Below are 15577 nucleotides of genomic sequence, written 5' to 3' on the forward strand. Positions count from 1 at the left end.
CCGTCGTGGCTGGTCGCACAGTTCCTCCCCCGGCCTTCGGCCGGGGGTACCCCCAGCGCCCCTTACGGGGCGCTGCTCAGCCCTCAGTCTGTTCGACGGTCCGGGGGCTCAACCCCGCCGTCCACTTCTCCTCGATGCGCCCCGCCTTCCAGATCAGCAGGGCGATGGCCCACGTGGCGAAGAAGAGGCCGACGATGACGAAACCGACGGTGTTGAGGTCGAGGCCCGCCACCCAGTCCCAGAAGGCGCCGTGCAGGTCCATCTTGTCGGCGAGCAGGCCGAGGAGTTCCACGGTGCCGATGATCAGGGCGACGGCCACGGACAGGCCGGTGATGGTGAGGTTGTAGTAGACCTTCCGGACCGGCTTGGAGAACGCCCACTCGTAGGCGAAGTTCATGAACGAACCGTCGATGGTGTCCAGGAGCGACATCCCGGCCGCGAAGAGCACCGGCAGGGTGAGGATGGCGTACCAGGGCAGGCCGGAGGCGGCGCCGGAGCCGGCGAGGACCAGCAGGGCGATCTCGGTGGCGGTGTCGAAGCCGAGGCCGAACAGCAGCCCGAGCGGGTACATCTGCCAGGGCTTGCGGATCGAGCCGGTGACCCGGCCGAGGAAGCGGTTCATGAAGCCGCGGTTGTTGAGCCGGGTCTCCAGGGCGGCCTCGTCGTAGGCGCCGGAGCGCATCTGCCGGAAGACCTTCCAGATGCCGGCCAGAATGACCAGGTTGATGCCGGCGATCAGGTAGAGGAAGGTGCCGGAGACGGTCGTACCGATCAGGCTGGTGACGTCGTGCAGGTGCGAGTTGTCGTCCTGGACCGGTCCGGCCAGGGTCTTCATGCCGAGCGAGAGCAGCAGGGCGAGGCCGAAGACGATGCTGGAGTGGCCGAGGGAGAACCAGAAGCCGACCGACAGCGGCCGCTGCCCCTCGCCCATCAGCTTGCGGGTGGTGTTGTCGATCGCGGCGATGTGGTCGGCGTCGAAGGCGTGCCGCATGCCCAGCGTGTACGCCGTCACGCCGATGCCTATGCCGAAGGACTCGGTACCCACGCTGAAGTGCCGCGGCGCGATGATCCCGACCAGGGTGCCCCAGCCGATGACGTGCAGGGCCAGCACGAAGCCGGCCATCCCGCCGACCCTGAGCCACTCCTGCCGTGTCATGGAGCCCCGGACACGGTGCCAGGCCGAGCGCTTGGTCTCGGCCTGGGCGGGGAGGGACGGAGCGGAACCAGGGGCGGCCGTCATCGGGAGGTGACATCCTTCGGTCGAGCGATGGGCAGCTGCCATGGGCAGCCTTGTGCCATCCTCCCGTACTTGCATATTGTTCGCAGCAAGGCCCGTGGCAGGCCTTCACCAAGAGAACGTCATGGGACGGTAAAGAACGGTCAGGCCGACAGCAGTCCGCTTCCCAGCCAGTCCTTGGCGTTCTTCACGCCCGGCAGGGCGAAGAAGTAGCCGCCTCCGGTCGGGGAGATGTAGTCGACGAGCGGCTCGTCGATGAGCCGGGTCTGGGTGGCCTCGAACTGGCGCTGGACGTCCTGGTTGTAGCAGCAGAAGACCAGGCCCATGTCGAGGTTGCCGACGCTGTCTATCCCGCGGTCGTAGTTGTAGCCGCGGCGCAGGATGCGGGTGCTGTCGGTCTTCGCGGTGCGGGGGTTGGCGAGCCGGATGTGGGCGTCCAGCGGGATGGCGTTGCCCTTCGGGTCCCTGGCGTAGTTCGGGATGTCGGTCTCCTTGGCGCCGTCCAGCGGAGCGCCGGTGTCCTTGCGGCGGCCGAACATCAGCTCCTGCTCGCTGAGCGAGACCCGGTCCCAGAACTCGACGAGCATGCGGATGATCCGGACGACCTGATAGCTGCCGCCCGCCGTCCAGGCCGGCTCGCCCTGCCCCTCGCCGACCCAGATCAGCCGGTCGGTCTCGCGGGCCGAGGTGACGTCCGGATTGGCGATGCCGTCCTTGAAGCCGAGCAGGTTGCGCTGGGCGCCGGTGGGCCGCGGGGCGTTCTGGAAACCGTCGATCCGCCACTTGATCTGCATGGCGCCACGGGTGTGCCTGGCGATGTCGCGCAGGGCGTGGAGCACGGTGTCGGTGCTGTCGGCGCAGATCTGGAGCGAGAGGTCGCCGTGGCATTCGGCGGCCTTCAGGTTGTCGTTGGGGAAGGTCCGCATCGGCGTCAGCCGGGCCGGCTTCGCCTTCGCCAGGCCGTACCGGTCGTCGAACAGGGAGGCGCCGACGCCGACGGTGACGGTGAGCGCGTCGGAGGGGACCTCGGGGCCGAGGATGCCGTTGTCGGCGGGCGGGGCGCCGACCCCGAGGTCGTCGGGGGTGCCGCCGGAGGTGAGGAAGCGGGCCCGCTCGGTGATCGTCCGCAGCAGGTCGGCGAGCTCCTGCCGGTTGTCGGCGATGACGTCGAGGGAGACGAACGTGGCGGCGGCCGGGGCCGGGGTGAGGATGCCGGCCTGGTGGGTGCCGTGGAAGGGGATCTTCGCGGTGCCGCTCGCGTCGGCGGCCTGAGCCTCGGCGGTGCCGCCGGCCTGGCTCAGCGCGAAGCCGCCGCCGGCCAGGACCGCGCCCGCGGCGCCGGCGCCCAGCGCCGTCCGCACGAAGGAGCGGCGGCCCGTGCCCATCGGACAGGACGGGGTGTCGGCAGCGGACATCGGAGGGTTCCCTTCGTCGTACGGGTGCAGGTGCGGTGCGGGGTTCATCAGGCGGACTTCCTGATCTCCAGGAGGTCCGGCACCGGGGCGAGGTCCTCCAGGAGCTGTCCGGTGGCGCCGGCGATCCGCTGCCGGGTGACGGTGTCGAGCTGCTCGACCGGGGTCCAGGTCGCGCCCCGGTGCTCGGCGTCCAGGAGCTTCTGCAGCCGGGCGATGTCCGCGTCGACGGCCGGCACCAGCTTCGGCGCCCGGGTGGTCAGCAGCGGCCGCAGTACGGTGAGCAGCTCGCCGGTGCCGGCGAGGTTGGCGTTCGCGGTCGCGAGGTTGGTGCCGCTGCCCTCGTCGGTGTCGGCGGTCAGCTCGAACTGGAGGGTGTTCTCCAGGATCTCGTGGGCGCGCAGCGGCAGGTCGCCCGGGTCGAAGTCCTGGGACGGGAACGCCTTCTGGAGCCCGGCCGCGGCGTCCGCGAGCGCCTGCGCCGGAGCCTTCAGCTGGTCGGCAGACTGCCCGTGCCACAGCCCGTACTCGACCCGGTGGAACCCGGCGAAGTCCTGGTCGGCAACCCCGCCCGCCAGGCCGTCGGCGCGGCCGTTGATCCTCTTGTCGTAGTCCTCGAAGGTGCCGTAGGCGGCGCCGAGAGAGGAGTAGGTGAGGTGGGCGGTCAGCCAGTCGGTGCGGGCCTGGTCGAGGTGGTTGCCCGCGATGTCGGCGTCGAGGGTGCGGGTCTGGGCGACGAGGGTGGCCAGGCCCTGTTCGACGTAGGCCTTGTAGGCCTTGAGCGGTGCGGCGAGGTCGTTCTCGGAGACCGGTACGACCGCCTTGGTACTGCCCGTGCCACCGCTGACGGTGACCGACGCGGAGGTGACGGCCTTGCCGCTGGAGGGGACACAGCGCCAGGCGTAGGTGCCGCCGGTCACGGTGGCGACCAGATCTCGGGTAGTGCCGGGGGCGAGGCCCTCGACCTCGCCGAAGACCGCGTTGCTGCTCGGGTCGATCAGGTACACCTCCGCGGTCTTGCTGCCGGTGTTCTGCATCCGGAAGGTCTGCCGGCCCGGCTTGGGCGTGGTGAAGCCCTTGCCGCACTCGGTCTCGGAGACGGCGACGGTCTCGCCGCTCGTGGACCTGGGCCCGGCGAAGGCGACGACGAGCCCCGCGACGACGGCCGGAACGGCTACCACGGCGACGGGCACCACCCAGGCGGGGCGGCGCAGCGCGTTGCCGACGGGCTGCGGCTCGGGCTCTCGGGCGGCGGGCGCCGGCTCCGGCAGCTCGGTGGCAGGCGTGTCCGCGGGCGCGCCGGCCACCGGTTCGGACTCGGGTTCCGGCTCGGCCGGCTGCGGTGCGGTGACACGCACTCCGCGCACGAACAGGGTCAGCACCACGGCGAGATAGACGGCGTATCCGGTCACCTGGAGCCAGGTCATCGCCGGGGTGATGTTGAGGACGCCCTGGAGGAGGGTGCTGTACCAGGAGCCCGCGTCGATGTGGGCGCTGAGATCGAAGGCGTACACGGTGTTGCCCGGGAGGACGCCGCCCTCCTGGAGGTCGCGCAGCCCGTAGCCGAGGACACCGGCGGCGATCACGATCAGGACGGCGCCCGTGTAGGTGAAGAACCGTGAGAGGTTGATCTTCAGGACGCGCCGGTAGAGGCCCCAGCAGATGCCGGCCGCCAGGACCAGGCCGATCCCGGCGCCGGCCAGGGGTCCGGCGGACTCGCCGGCCGCCCGGGCGGTGGTCCACAGGAACAGCGCCGTCTCCAGGCCCTCCCGGCCGACCGCGAGGAACGAGGTCAGGATCAGCACGCCCGAGCCCATGGCCAGGGCACCGGTGACCTTCTCCTTGATCTCCCCCGCGAGGCTGCGGGCCGAGCGGCGCATCCAGAAGACCATCGCGGTGACGAAGGCGACCGCGACCACGCTGAGGCTGCCGCCGAAGGCCTCCTGGGCGGTCGCGGAGAGGGAGGCCGCGGTGAAGGTGAGGACCGCGCCGAAGCTCATCGCCAGTGCGATCGCGGCAAGGACGCCCGTCCACACCTGCAGCAGCCGGTTCCTGGCTCCGGCCCGCACCAGCGTGGCGACGAGGATCGAGACGATCAGCCCTGCCTCGAGACCCTCCCTCAGCCCGATCAGGAAACTAGGAAACGCGTCGTCCCACATCCGCCGCAGCCCTCCCCGGCAGGCCCGTCCCCGCCCCTTGGCTCGAACTTAGTGAAGGCATGCCTTACTCCGCCGACCATGATGACTACACCCATGTAGTCAGCCGGTCATGAACTGGCAATGGTGCGGCAAAAGCCACGCCCGGACCCGGCCGCGCACCCCGCAAACACCGGCGGTACGGCAATCGTCTACATTCGGGTAGACCGTCTACAGGTTCGTAGTCACCACCCGCCGTTGCACCGCATCGCACCGAAAGGGCCGTCGTCGGCGTCATGGACCGCAAGAGGACCGCGGAGTTCGCGGGGAGTATCGCGTTCGGGGCCTGGGCGGCGTTCGCGGTGCTGGCCCTGGTCGTGACGGGCCGGCATGGCGCCCCGCTCGCCCCGGACCGCACGCTGCTGGCCTGGTCCCTCGGCCATCGGACCGACGTGGCGGTGGCCGTGGCCCGGGGGGTCACCGCCACCGGCACCGGGATCGTGCCGTACGTCCTGGTCGTGGCGGCCGGTCTGGCCGTGGGCCGCACCCGGCGGCAGCGCCTGGTCGCCGCGCTGCTCGGCGCGGGCTGCCTCGCCCTGGGCCAGACGGTACGGCGGGCCGTGATGGAGCTGGTCACCCGGCCCCGGCCGCCGCAGGCCGACTGGCAGACACCGGCCTCCGGCTGGTCGTTCCCGTCCGGCCACACCACCACCGCCGCGCTCACCGCCGGCCTGGTGATCCTCGCGATCTGGACGAGGGCCTCGCACGGCCGTACGCCGTGGTGTGCGGCCGTCGCCTGCTGGGGGCTCGCCGTGGGGGTCACCCGGGTGTACCTCGGCGTGCACTGGTGCACCGACGTGATCGGCGGCTGGCTCTTCGCGGCCGGCTGGCTCGGGGTCTGCGCGTGCGTGGCGGCCCGGTGGGCTCCGGATGCGGGGACGCCCGACGACCTGCCGGAGAGACCGGTGGCCGCGCCCTGAGTCAGGGCGTGATGCCCGGCCCGTCCGGGCGGGTGCGGCGCTGGTCGACCATCTCCCGGGTCAGGTCCGCCGTCTCGGTCTCCGGCAGCCGGTCGAAGCCGTCCTCGGTGATGACCGAGACCAGCGGGAAGATACGGCGGTTGAGGTCGGGGCCGCCGGTCGCCGAGTCGTCGTCGGCCGCGTCGTACAGCGCCTGGAGCGCGGCCAGGGCGGCCTCGCGGCGGGTGAGGCCGGGACGGTACAGCTTCTTCAGGGCGCCCCCGGCGTACGGCGAGCCGCTGCCCTCGGCGTGGAAGGCGCGCTTCTCGTAGAGGCCGCCGGCGACGTCGAAGCTGAAGATGCGGCCGCGCTCCCCCTCCGGCGCCCTGGGGTCGTAACCGGCGAGCAGCGGGACGACGGCGAGACCCTGCATGGCCTGGCCGAGGTTCTCGCGGATCATCGAGGCGAGCCGGCGGGCCTTGCCGTCGAGGGTCATGGGGATGCCCTCGATCTTCTCGAAGTGGGTCAGCTCGACCTGGTAGAGCTTGACCATGTCGAGGGCGAGCCCGACGGTGCCGGCGAAGGCGACCGCCGTGTGGTCGTCCGCGGGGTGCACCTTCTCCAGGTCGCGCTGGGCGATGAGGTTGCCCATGGTGGCCCGGCGGTCGCCGGCGATGAGTACGCCGTCGCGGTAGGCGAGGGCGAGGACGGTGGTGCCGTGCGGGAAGGCGCCGGGCGCGGCGACCGTGCCGGGCGGCAGCGGGCTGCGGGTGGGCAGCAGTTCGGGCCGGTGGACGGCGAGGAACCGGGCGAAGGACGAGGTCCCCGGCGTGAAGAACTCCTCCCCCAGCCGGCCCTCCGTGTCGTTCGCTGTCATACCGGTCCCCCTCCTGTCGGCCGACGACACCGGACTCCTACCTGATGCGGGCCGCCGGGAAACGCCCGCCCGGTCACAGCGCCCGGCGCCGGACCAGCAACCCGAGCACCAGCACGCCGGGCAGCAGCGGCAGCCACATGGTCAGCAGCCGGTAGCCGAGCACGGCGGAGGCGGCCGCGGCGGCCGGGGTCCCGGATGCGGTGAGGGCGAACGCGAGGGCCGCGTCGAGGGAGCCGAGGCCGCCCGGGGTGGGCAGCAGCGCGGCGGCGCCGCTGGCGACGAGGTAGAGCAGCGCCACCCGGGCCGGGGGCAGCGGCAGTCCGACCGCCCGGGTGACGGCGAAGAGCACCAGCGCGTGCAGCCCGGCGAAGGCCAGCGAGCCGCCCCACAGCGCGGCCGCGCGGGCGGGGCGGGCGTGCAGGGCCCGGATGTCGGCGGCCACCGCGGCCACCGCGTCCCGGCAGCGGGGCCACACCCGGGCCCGGAGCAGCACCACGCCCAGGGCGGCCGCGGCCGTCACGGCGAGGATCGCGGCCCCGGACACGTGCGGGACGCGCAGCAGCCCAGGGCACGCGGGAGCGAGCACGGCGATCAACGCCAGCCGGACCGCGGCGCCGGAGGCCGCCTTGACCGCGAGGGCCGACGCACCACGGCCCGCCGTGATTCCGCAGCGCATCAGGAACCGCAGGTTCACCGCGCCCGCGCCGAGCCCGGCGGGCAGCACATGGTTGGCGGCCGACGCGGCGAACTGCGCGGCGACCAGCCGCCCGCCGGGCAGCCGGCGCGTGACCGCGCCCTGCTGGGCGAGGGCGGAGGACGCCCAGGTCCCGACCGCCGCCACGGCCGCCACCAGCAGCCACTCCTGGTCGGCGCCGGCGAGCCGGACCGCCCCGTGCGCCACGACCGGCCAGTGCCGCCGGACCAGCCAGCCCGCGCCGAGCAGCAGTACCAGGCAGACACCGCTCTGCCAGTAGAGTCCCCGACGGCCCAGGACGGGCGTGACATTCACGTTCGGGACCATCGAGGCACCCCCCCTGTTCCCCTGCGGCGCGCAGGACCCTCCACGGGCTCAGGGACAAACACTGACAAATTAACCGGACTTAGCGGTGGAGGCAGCGCGGGTACGTCCATACGAACGGCGGCACTACGCGCTGTAAGGTTGTGCCATGGCTGGCACAGGGTCCCGCGGCAGGACGGAGCGGCGCAGCGCCGGAGAGCTGGAGAGCGAGGTCCTGGCGGCCCTGTGGGCGACCGAACGCCCGTTGACCCCGGCCGAGATCCAGACCGAGATCGGCGGCGGACTCGCGTACAACACCGTGCACACGATCCTGAAGCGGCTGTACGACAAGGGCCTGGTGCTGCGGGACGCCGACGGGCGGCGCGGTGCGTACCGGCCGGCGAAGAACGCGGCCGAGCTGACCGCCGAGGCGATGCACGAGGCCCTGGACCGGGGCCCGGACCCGATCGCGGCGCTCCAGCAGTTCGTGTCCGGGCTCAGCCCTGAGGAGGAGCGGGCGCTGCGGAACCTGTTCGCCGGGGGCGGCGCATGAGCTTCGACGTCTACACCCCGCTGCTGGTCTCCCTGCTGCTGCCCCTGGTCAGTCCGGTGATCGGCCGCCGGGTCGCGCCGGCGCTGGCCGCGCGCGTCCTCGCGTCCGCCGCCGTGCTGACCGCCACCGCGGCCACCTGGTCCCTGGTCCTGCTGGCGACGGCCCTGCTCGGCGACGCCCCGCCGGTGGTCCGGGAGGCCCACGAGGACGGACGCCCGCTGGCCGACCCGGTGCCCGAGGTGATCGGCGTCGCCGCGTGCCTGGCGCTGGTCGTGGTGGTCTGGCGGGTGCAGCGGGCGGTGCGCGCCGAGCGGCACACCCGGCGGGCGCTGCGGCGGCTGTGCGAGGGGCATCCGCGGGACACCGAGCTGGTGGTGGCGGCCTGCGAGGTGCCGCAGGCGTTCGCGATCCCGGGGCGGCCGGGCCGCATCCTGGTCACCTCGGCGATGCTGGGCGCGCTGGCACCGGCGGAGCGGCGGGTGCTGCTGGCCCACGAACGCGCCCACCTGCGCCACCGGCACGGCCGCCTGGTGACGGCGGTGACGCTCGCCGCGGCGGCCAACCCGGCGCTCGGGCCGGTCCGTTCGGCCGTGACCTTCCTGGTGGAACGGTGGGCGGACGAGCAGGCGGCGACCGAGGTCGGCGACCGCGGCACCACCGCCCGGGCGCTGGCCCGGGCGGCGCTCAGCGCGCGGCCGGGCTGCGCCCTGAACTTCGCCGACCGCGCGGTGACCCGCCGGATCGCTGCGCTGCAGACGGCACCACCGCCTTCGCTGTGGCCGGCCGCCGTGGCCGTCCTCGCGCTCGGCGTCGGAGCCGCCCTGTTCGCCGCCGACGCGACGGGCGATCTGGTACGGCTCCTTTTCAACGCCCTCACGTGAGCGCCCCTTTTGGGGGCGCGGGGAACTGCGCGACCAGCCACGACGGTGGTGCAGACGACCGATTTCGCCCTAGGGGTTCGGATGCATTGCGAAGTGCCGGTCGACTGTGTCTGATCGCGCAGTTCCCCGCGCCCCCACAAGAAAGGGCGCTGCAGATCAACTCGGTCGATTAGGTGCCCTGTGCGGCGGCTGGGCCGGTGTCGGGCCCGGCCTGACCGGCGGTACCGCGCGCACCGCGGGGCTGTCCGTACCGACCGTCACCGGCTCGCCGTGGTGGTAGACGGTGAGCGGTGGACCGTCCAGGAGGGTGTACGTCGCCTTGTCGGCGCCGATCTCCACGCGGAGCCTGCTGCCGCGCAGTTGCAGGCTGAAGGCGAGGCGGCGCAGCCGTTCCGGCAGCCGGGGGGCGAAGCGGGCCCCGTCGTCGTAGTGGCGCAGCCCGCCGAAGCCGGCCACCAGGGCCATCCAGGTGCCGGCGAGGGAGGCGATGTGCAGTCCGTCGCGGGTGTTGTGCTCCAGGTCGTCAAGGTCCATCAGCGCGGCTTCCGCCGTGTAGGCGTGGGCGAGCGTGAGGTGCCCGGCCTGGGCGGCGACGACGGCCTGGCAGCAGGCCGAGAGCGAGGAGTCGCGGACGGTCAGCGGCTCGTAGTAGGCGAAGTTCCGGGCGATGTGCTCCTCGTCGAAGTACGCCTCGCAGGTGTACATCGCCAGCACCAGGTCGGCCTGTTTGACGACCTGTTTGCGGTAGAGGTCGAAGTAGGGGAAGTTCAGCAGCAGCGGGTACTGCTCGGGGCGGGTGTTCTCGAAGTCCCAGCGCTGGTAGCGGGTGAACCCGGCGTGCTGTTCGTGGACGCCGAGCTCGTGGTTGTACGGGATGTGCACGGACTCGGCGGCGTCCCGCCAGGCGGCGCTCTCCTCCGCGTCGACGTCCAGTTCCGCCGCCTGCCGCGGGTGGCGTTCGACGGCGTCGGCGGCGGCCAGCAGGTTCGCCCGGGCCATCAGGTTGGTGTACGTGTTGTCGTCGGCGACCGCGCTGTACTCGTCGGGGCCGGTGACGCCGTCGATGTGGAAGGCGCCGCGGTTGTCGTGGTGCCCGAGCGAGCGCCACAGGCGGGCGGTCTCCACGAGCAGCTCGACGCCGGTGTCCCGTTCGAAGTCGGTGTCCCCGGTGGCGGCGACGTAGCGGACCACGGCGTCGGCGACGTCGGCGTTGACGTGGAAGGCGGCGGTGCCGGCCGGCCAGTAGGCCGAGCCCTCCGGTCCCGCGATGGTCCGCCAGGGGAACGCGGCCCCGTCCAGACCGAGCTGGGCGGCGCGTTCGCGGGCGGCGGGCAGGGTGTTGTGCCGCCAGCGCAGCGCCTCGGCGACGGCGCCGGGGGCAGTGTGGGTGAGGACGGGCAGCACGAACATCTCGGTGTCCCAGAAGGCGTGCCCGTCGTACCCGGAGCCGGTGAGGCCCTTGGCGGGTATCGCCCGCTGTTCGGCGCGGGCCCCGGCCTGCAGGACGTGGAAGAGGGCGAAGCGGACGGCCTGCTGGACCTCCTCGTCGCCGTCCACCTCCACGTCGGCGCGGGACCAGAAGTCGTCCAGGTAACCGCGCTGCTCATCGGCGAGTCCCTGCCAGCCCTCGTGGGCGGCGGCCGCGAGCGCCGCGTCCACCTGGTCGGCCATGGCGGGCAGCGAACGCACCCCGGACCAGCCGTGCGCGACGAACTTCTCCACCCGCAGCCGCTGCCCCGGCTCCAGGACGGAGGTGACCGTCAGCCGGGCCACGTCCACGCCGCTCTCGGCGTGCGCCGAGGTCCGCTCGGGACCGGAGACGGTGTGGTCGGCGGCGACCGCGACCCGCAGTCCGCTGCGCCGGGTGCGGTGGACCAGGCGCAGCCGGTGGCCGGAGGCGAAGTCGTCCTCCTGCTCCAGCGGCGACTGCAGCGCGAGCGCGGCACGGGGATCGCCGTTCGACTCGGGCAGTTGCTCGTTGGCGACCAGCTCGGACTGGACCACGATCCGGCAGCGGCGGTCGACGGCCTCCACCTCGTAGGCGACGGCGGCGATCGCCCGCTGGGTCAGCGACACCAGCCGGGTCGAGCGCACCCGCACGGTGGACCCGGCCGGCGAGGTCCACTCGCAGGTCCGCTCCAGGACGCCCCGGCGCAGGTCCAGCACCCGCTCGTGGGCGACGAGCCGGCCGTAGCGCAGGTCGAAGGGCTCGTCGTCGACCAGGAGCCGCAGGATCTTGCCGTTGGTGATGTTGATGACGGTCTGCCCGGACTCCGGGTAGCCGTAGCCGGCCTCGGCGTACGGCAGCGGGTGTACTTCGTGCACGCCGTTGAGGTAGCTGCCCGGCAGGCCGTGCGGTTCGCCCTCGTCGAGGTTGCCGCGCCAGCCCACATGCCCGTTGGACAGCGCGAACACCGACTCGCTCTGTGCGAGCACGTCCAGGTTGAGCGCGGTCTCGCGGACCGTCCAGGGTTCGACGGCGTACGCCCGTTGGGTGATCACTCCTTGCCTCCCAGCTCCGCGAGGTCCTTGACGACCGTGTCCGCGCCGTGTGCGTACAGGGCGTCCGTCTGCCCGACGCGGTCCACGCCGACGACGTACCCGAAACGGCCCGCCCGGCCCGCGTCCATGCCCGCCAGGGCGTCCTCGAAGACCGCGGCAGCTGCTGGTTCGACCCCCAGGTCGTGGGCGGCGGCCAGGAAGGTGTCCGGGTGCGGCTTGCCGGGCAGACGGCGCTCGGCGGCCACGACGCCGTCGATGCGGACGTCGAAGAAGTGCTCGGCACCGATCGAGCGCAGTACGTCACGGCAGTTGGCGCTGGAGGAGACGATCGCGGTGCGCAGCCCGTGCGCGCGGACCGCCTCCAGATAGCGCAGGGTGCCGTCGTAGGCCTCGACCCCCTGGGTGCGGATCTTCTCCAGCAGCAGTTCGTTCTTGCGGTTGCCGAGGCCGTGCACGGTCGGGGCGTCCGGGGGGTCGTCCGGGGTGCCCTCGGGCAGGTGGATGCCGCGGGAGTCGAGGAAGGCGCGGACCCCGTCGGCGCGGGGGCGTCCGTCGACGTACTCGTCGTAGTCGGCGACCTCGTCGAAGGGCCGCTGTCCGTCGTGGCCGCGCAGGAAGGCGTCGAAGGTCTCCTTCCAGGCGGCCGCGTGCACGACGGCCGTCTTGGTGACGACCCCGTCGAGGTCGAAGAGACAGGCCTGGATGGTGTCGGGCAGACCGAGTGCAGTCATGTCCCGCATCTTCCCCACCGGACGGGTTCGAGGGGGTGGCGCCCGCCACATTCCGGGCCGGGTGCCACACTTTTTGCGTGCCGCTGACTTTCGACGACCTCCTCGACCGCGCCCGTTCACTGGCCGGACGGGCTCCGCGCGCGATCCTCGGCATCGCGGGCAGCCCCGGTGCCGGCAAGACGACCCTCGCCGAGCATCTGGTGCGGGAGCTGAACGGCCCCGGCGAGCCGTGGGCCGCGCACGTGCCGATGGACGGTTTCCACCTGGCCGACGTCGAGCTGGACCGGCTGGGCCTCAGGGACCGCAAGGGGGCGCCCGCGACCTTCGACGCGGCCGGATACGCGGCGCTGCTGCGGCGGTTGCGCGAGGAGACGGACGTCGTGGTGTACGCGCCGGGCTTCGAGCGGGTCCTGGAGCAGCCGATCGCGGGGGCGATCCCCGTCCTGCCGACCGCCCGGCTGGTGGTGACGGAGGGCAACTACCTGCTGCTGGCGGACGGTTCGTGGGCGCGGGTGCGGCCGGCCCTGGACGAGGTGTGGTTCTGCGAGGTCGACGAGGGCGAGCGGGTACGGCGGCTGGTCGCCCGGCACGAGGAGTTCGGCAAGGGGCACGAGCAGGCGGTGGCCTGGGTGGCGGGCACCGACCAGCTCAACGCCGATCTGGTCGCGGCCACCCGGGACCGGGCGGACCTGGTGGTCCCGGAGACGGCGCTGCCCGTGCGGAAGACGTCGCGGGCCGCTGTCGATCCGGCCGCCTCCCGTGCGACGTCATGATGTGCGGCATCCCGCCGCACGAGCCGTTCCTGGTGGCCGCCGCCTCCGCCTAGCGCACCACGCGGTGGCGGAGGTAGACGACGCCCGAGTCGAAGGTGCGGGTCTCGACGCGTTCGAGATCCACGCGGCGCTCGTGGCGGGGGAAGTACGGAATGCCGCCGCCGACCAGCACCGGGTAGACCATGGTCCGGTACTCGTCGATCAGACCGTGTTCGGCCGCCTCGGCGGCGAGTGTCGCGCCGCCGATCGCGATGGCGCCCTCTCCCGGCTCGGCCCGCAACCGCTCGATCTCCTCCGCCACGCTGCCGGAGGCCGGCCGGGCGGCCTGGCCCTGCACCTCCGACAAGGTGGTGGAGAACACGACCTTCGGGAGCGGCTTCCAGAGCGCGGTCCATTCGCGTTCGGCGGCGTCGAGCGCGGGGTCCTGGTCGGCGGTCTCCCAGTACAGCATCGTCTCGTAGAGACGCCGTCCCATCAGGTGGACGTCGACCTCCCGGATCTCGTCGATCCAGAAGCGGAATACCTCCTTGTCGGGCGCCGTCCAGTCGAACGTGCCGTCCGGCCCGACGATGTAGCCGTCGAGTGACATGCTCATCGAATAGGTCACGCTGCGCATCGGGAGTCCTCCTGCTCGGGAACGGGTTCGACAGTACGACCGCCGGAGACCGCAGAACTCATCGACGCGCGCGGGACGGCCCCTAGCAGGCGGTCAGGACCAGTTCGGGCACCCCGTGGGCGTCCTCGGCCCCGATGGCGGCCGTGAACTCCTCGGTGTGCACGGTCAGATCGCCTTCGAAGGACGGAGTGAAGCGGTCCCCGCCGGGTCCGTACCGTACGGCGAACACGTGCAGGTGCTCCGGTGCGCCCGGCGCCGGTTCGGCCTCGTAGGCGGTGCTGGAGACCAGGTGGCGCCAGCCCTCGTCCGGGTTGCCGTAGCCGCGCGGATCGGCGGCGAGCGCGAACGCGGCCTGCTCCTGGGTGAGTTCGGCGCGGGCGTCGAAGTGGTCGGGACCCTGCGGCGCGGGATGCGTGAGCCGCAGCGCGCCCGCCGAGGCGACCCGGCCCTCCGCGACCCGGCGTACCCGGTCGCCGTCGTCCACCGCGTAGGGCAGCCCGGACAGCAGGTACGGCGTCCCGTCGAAGCGCTCCACGGCCACCGTCACCCACAGGCTGGTGCCGTCCGTGACGTAGAGCGAGCGCACATGGCGCAGCACATGGTCGCGCCCCACGACCGGCTTGCTGACCAGCTTGGCGGTCAGGCCGTCGGCGTGGACGTCCCGGACCCGGATCTCGCCCATGGGCCGGCAGTACAGGAAGCCGTCCAGGACGGGGCCGAAGCCGTGCTGCCGGTTCACCGCGGCCGGGAGGTAGTACGTGCCGGCCGCCTCGATCAGGGCCGGGGTCATGCGGTGGTCGAAGGCCACCGAGACCGATCCGGCGCGGAGTTGGTGGCGGGCGGGGACCGTCGACGGTTCACGGTGCCAGGGGGTGGTGTCCTGGATCTGCCAGACCAGCATCCAGGCGAAGTGCCCGTCGACCCCGCCGTCCGGCTTGACCGCGTGCCGGCCCCAGTTGGTGTCGCCCCGGTAGCGGCCCAGGTCGGAGCCGATCCGAGCCCCGAAGTAGCGCAGGCCGAGCACCGACTCGAAGGCGGAGTGCTGTTCGCTGTAGCGGGGACCGCCGTTGTCGAAGCCGCCGTTGGGCAGCCGTGCGTCGATGTACCGGGCGAGCGCGTCACCGTCCTCGGCGAACATCTCCGCCCCGCTGACCCGGTGGGCCTGGGCGAGGAAGGACAGGGAGATCGGGCCGTAGTTGTTGTCGTAGGCGCCGCCGTGCTCGGGCGGGAGCAGGGCACCCCGGTCGAGGACCCGGTGGGCCCGGATCTTCTCGGCGTACAGGGCCAGCGCCCGCTCGCGGAGCGGCGCCGCCTCCTCCGGCGGCAGATGGCGCGCCAGCATCAGCCCGCCGACCACGCATCCGATCGCCTGGTTGCCGGCCTCCTGCGGGTTGAAGAAGGTGGCCTCGGTCAGCCAGCGCCAGTAGCCGCGGCTCACCTCGACGAGCTCCGCGCGCTGTTCGTCGTCGACCAGGCCGTCCGCGAGGTCGAGGAGGTTCACGGCCTGGAGCAGCGCCCACACCGTGCTGGGCCAGTCCCCGATCGGATGCGCGCCCGCCTCAAGGACGTAACGGGCGTACGGCAGACCGGAGTCGCGGACCGTGAGGTTCGGGTAGCCGGGGTTGTCCTCGGTGTAGACCCGTTCGCGCAGGTGGAAGGCGAGGCTGTGGCGCACCGCCTCGGGCAGTCGCGGGTCCTTGGACCGCTGCCAGGCCAGCGCCAGCAGGGAGGTGACGCCGAGGGAGGTGTCGCCGATGTCGTCGTCCGCGTCGGGGTGTTCGAGGTTGCCCTCGGGGGTGAGGCGGGCCAGGGCCTGTTCGACGACGTCGGCGAGGACCGCGTCGTACGCCTCGGGGGTGGACGGCAGGTCGTGCAGCGGGCCGAGCTGGCGCGGCAGGTGCATC

General features: G+C 72.7%; 13 protein-coding genes. 4 read left to right on the forward strand and 9 right to left on the reverse strand.

The annotated features are described in order from the left end of the window. Positions 1–76: 76 nt before the first annotated feature. The 3 genes from ACFY6U_RS08575 to efeU all read right to left on the reverse strand — a co-directional run bounded on the left by ACFY6U_RS08575 (position 77) and on the right by efeU (position 4808). The gene (locus ACFY6U_RS08575) at positions 77–1240 is read right to left on the reverse strand and encodes a HoxN/HupN/NixA family nickel/cobalt transporter (RefSeq protein ID WP_390035983.1); all 1164 of its coding nucleotides are present in this window, start codon (positions 1238–1240) and stop codon (positions 77–79) included. Positions 1241–1380: 140 nt separating this feature from the next. Then, complete coding sequence (gene efeB / locus ACFY6U_RS08580; RefSeq protein WP_390035985.1) at positions 1381–2652, reverse strand: iron uptake transporter deferrochelatase/peroxidase subunit; 1272 nt, start codon at positions 2650–2652, stop codon at positions 1381–1383. Between the two features lie 47 nt (positions 2653–2699). Then, positions 2700–4808 carry an iron uptake transporter permease EfeU gene (gene efeU, locus ACFY6U_RS08585; RefSeq protein ID WP_390035987.1) on the reverse strand — a complete coding sequence of 703 codons (2109 nt, stop codon included), beginning with the start codon at positions 4806–4808 and terminating at the stop codon, positions 2700–2702. A 272-nt stretch (positions 4809–5080) separates the two neighbouring features. Here efeU and ACFY6U_RS08590 point away from each other — a divergent pair, with 272 nt between their 5' ends. Continuing rightward, positions 5081–5764 carry a phosphatase PAP2 family protein gene (locus ACFY6U_RS08590; RefSeq protein ID WP_390035989.1) on the forward strand — a complete coding sequence of 228 codons (684 nt, stop codon included), beginning with the start codon at positions 5081–5083 and terminating at the stop codon, positions 5762–5764. Position 5765: 1 nt separating this feature from the next. Here the strand turns inward: ACFY6U_RS08590 and prcB are convergent, their stop codons facing one another. Together prcB and ACFY6U_RS08600 are read right to left on the reverse strand one after the other, a co-directional pair. After that, complete coding sequence (gene prcB / locus ACFY6U_RS08595; protein WP_390035991.1) at positions 5766–6620, reverse strand: proteasome subunit beta; 855 nt, start codon at positions 6618–6620, stop codon at positions 5766–5768. A gap of 73 nt (positions 6621–6693) precedes the next feature. Continuing rightward, the gene (locus ACFY6U_RS08600; protein WP_390035993.1) at positions 6694–7641 is read right to left on the reverse strand and encodes a YbhN family protein; all 948 of its coding nucleotides are present in this window, start codon (positions 7639–7641) and stop codon (positions 6694–6696) included. 145 nt (positions 7642–7786) lie between these two features. On the opposite strand from ACFY6U_RS08600, the gene ACFY6U_RS08605 reads away from it, so the two are divergent. Both ACFY6U_RS08605 and ACFY6U_RS08610 read left to right on the forward strand, forming a co-directional pair. Next, on the forward strand, positions 7787–8170 hold the full coding sequence (locus tag ACFY6U_RS08605) for a BlaI/MecI/CopY family transcriptional regulator (RefSeq protein WP_294007099.1): 384 nt from the start codon (positions 7787–7789) through the stop codon (positions 8168–8170). After that, positions 8167–9051 (forward strand): M56 family metallopeptidase, encoded by an 885-nt coding sequence (locus tag ACFY6U_RS08610; protein ID WP_390035995.1) that lies wholly within the window; start codon positions 8167–8169, stop codon positions 9049–9051. Before ACFY6U_RS08605 ends, ACFY6U_RS08610 begins: the two co-directional genes overlap by 4 nt. A 156-nt stretch (positions 9052–9207) precedes the next feature. Here ACFY6U_RS08610 and ACFY6U_RS08615 read toward each other — a convergent pair whose 3' ends face one another. Both ACFY6U_RS08615 and ACFY6U_RS08620 read right to left on the reverse strand, forming a co-directional pair. After that, entirely contained in the window at positions 9208–11553 is a 2346-nt protein-coding gene (locus tag ACFY6U_RS08615) for a glycoside hydrolase family 65 protein (RefSeq protein WP_390035997.1), read from the reverse strand. Next, a complete protein-coding gene (locus tag ACFY6U_RS08620) occupies positions 11550–12284 on the reverse strand; it encodes a beta-phosphoglucomutase family hydrolase (RefSeq protein WP_390035999.1) in 735 nt (244 codons plus the stop codon). Before ACFY6U_RS08620 ends, ACFY6U_RS08615 begins: the two co-directional genes overlap by 4 nt. Before the next feature lie 77 nt (positions 12285–12361). Between ACFY6U_RS08620 and ACFY6U_RS08625 the strand changes: the two genes are divergently transcribed. Then, on the forward strand, positions 12362–13057 hold the full coding sequence (locus ACFY6U_RS08625; protein WP_390036001.1) for a nucleoside/nucleotide kinase family protein: 696 nt from the start codon (positions 12362–12364) through the stop codon (positions 13055–13057). 49 nt (positions 13058–13106) lie between these two features. On the opposite strand, the gene ACFY6U_RS08630 is transcribed toward ACFY6U_RS08625, so the two are convergent. Next, positions 13107–13673, reverse strand: a complete 567-nt coding sequence (locus tag ACFY6U_RS08630) for a dihydrofolate reductase family protein (protein ID WP_390036003.1) — start codon at positions 13671–13673, stop codon at positions 13107–13109. Positions 13674–13755: 82 nt separating this feature from the next. Then, positions 13756–15576, reverse strand: a complete 1821-nt coding sequence (locus tag ACFY6U_RS08635; RefSeq protein WP_390036005.1) for a hypothetical protein — start codon at positions 15574–15576, stop codon at positions 13756–13758. Between the last annotated feature and the right edge of the window lies 1 nt (position 15577).

Origin of the sequence: Streptomyces sp. NPDC013157 (genome assembly GCF_042899865.1) — a bacterium.
Lineage (GTDB): Bacteria > Actinomycetota > Actinomycetes > Streptomycetales > Streptomycetaceae > Streptomyces.

Bases quoted from the DNA above. Each gene is read 5' to 3' on its own strand.
- prcB (WP_390035991.1), bottom strand. From the start codon at position 6,620: ATGACAGCGAACGACACGGAGGGCCGGCTGGGGGAGGAGTTCTTCACG.
- efeB (WP_390035985.1), bottom strand. From the start codon at position 2,652: ATGTCCGCTGCCGACACCCCGTCCTGTCCGATGGGCACGGGCCGCCGC.
- ACFY6U_RS08630 (WP_390036003.1), bottom strand. From the start codon at position 13,673: ATGCGCAGCGTGACCTATTCGATGAGCATGTCACTCGACGGCTACATC.
- ACFY6U_RS08635 (WP_390036005.1), bottom strand. From the start codon at position 15,576: ATGCACCTGCCGCGCCAGCTCGGCCCGCTGCACGACCTGCCGTCCACC.
- ACFY6U_RS08575 (WP_390035983.1), bottom strand. From the start codon at position 1,240: ATGACGGCCGCCCCTGGTTCCGCTCCGTCCCTCCCCGCCCAGGCCGAG.
- ACFY6U_RS08620 (WP_390035999.1), bottom strand. From the start codon at position 12,284: ATGACTGCACTCGGTCTGCCCGACACCATCCAGGCCTGTCTCTTCGAC.
- ACFY6U_RS08590 (WP_390035989.1), top strand. From the start codon at position 5,081: ATGGACCGCAAGAGGACCGCGGAGTTCGCGGGGAGTATCGCGTTCGGG.
- ACFY6U_RS08600 (WP_390035993.1), bottom strand. From the start codon at position 7,641: ATGGTCCCGAACGTGAATGTCACGCCCGTCCTGGGCCGTCGGGGACTC.
- ACFY6U_RS08605 (WP_294007099.1), top strand. From the start codon at position 7,787: ATGGCTGGCACAGGGTCCCGCGGCAGGACGGAGCGGCGCAGCGCCGGA.
- ACFY6U_RS08610 (WP_390035995.1), top strand. From the start codon at position 8,167: ATGAGCTTCGACGTCTACACCCCGCTGCTGGTCTCCCTGCTGCTGCCC.
- efeU (WP_390035987.1), bottom strand. From the start codon at position 4,808: ATGTGGGACGACGCGTTTCCTAGTTTCCTGATCGGGCTGAGGGAGGGT.